Origin of the sequence: Brachyspira catarrhinii (assembly GCF_005518285.1) — a bacterium.
Lineage (GTDB): Bacteria > Spirochaetota > Brachyspiria > Brachyspirales > Brachyspiraceae > Brachyspira > Brachyspira catarrhinii.
The window spans coordinates 1-819 of the sequence record NZ_SJDU01000650.1 but is presented as its reverse complement, the minus strand read 5'-3'; the positions used below and the strand labels follow the sequence as shown (position 1 = coordinate 819).

Here is an 819-nt window from a genome sequence, read left to right as displayed (position 1 = left end):
TTGTAATTTGCCCGAAAGTATTTTTATTGTCGTTATCGCTACAAGCAAATATTGAAAGCAAAATAACTATTATAAGAAATATATTTTTCATTTATTGATAAAACCTTTTTAATTTATTTGATTTCTAATTTTATTTATTGAATAATATTATAATTTATAATAATCAAAAAAACAAATAAAAAAATTATTATTGCTATTTTATATTTATTCGTCATTGCAAGTATCGAAATATGCGAAGCAATCAATTAAAAAAATAAAGGATGACTAAAAAGCCATCCCTCTATTACTTGTTCATGGTTAAAATTTAAATTTTATTATTTCCAATAATCCCAAGTATTTTCCAAAGCCTTCATATTCTCTTCGGGCGTTTTGTCTCCAAAATATCTTCCCAAATAATCGTCCGTTCGCCTATTATAAGATTGGAAACCGAATATTAAATTCCAATTCGAGTTGTCTACAATAAGGATGTTATTTGGACGAATATACATTCCATGAACGCTATAGCCGTCCCAAAAGAATCCATAATTTAATACCAACACTTCGATTTTTCCTATCTTTCCGCCGTAATCGTTTTTTTTATTGTATAATACTTTTACCGTATCATTTCCCAATTTATTCGCATCGTCTCTGCTTACAGCGTAAGTATAAATTCCGCCTATTCCGTAAGTCGTGTTATAGCCTCCCGTCCATAATTTACCGTTTCTATACATTATTATAGTTCCGCCTTGAAATTTCTTTAATAATCTATTTTCCCAATACAAATCTCCGTTAGGTTTAAAGTTAAACTCGGCATAATAACCTCTTACAATAAATTTCGTT

At 28.6% G+C, this 819-nt stretch carries 1 protein-coding gene; it reads right to left on the bottom strand.

Annotation, left to right across the window (positions count from 1 at the left end; genetic code table 11):
- Window positions 1-314 precede the first annotated feature (314 nt).
- Window positions 315-819: hypothetical protein (locus EZH24_RS12860; protein WP_161976183.1), on the bottom strand; the 505-nt coding region annotated here is incomplete at its 5' end.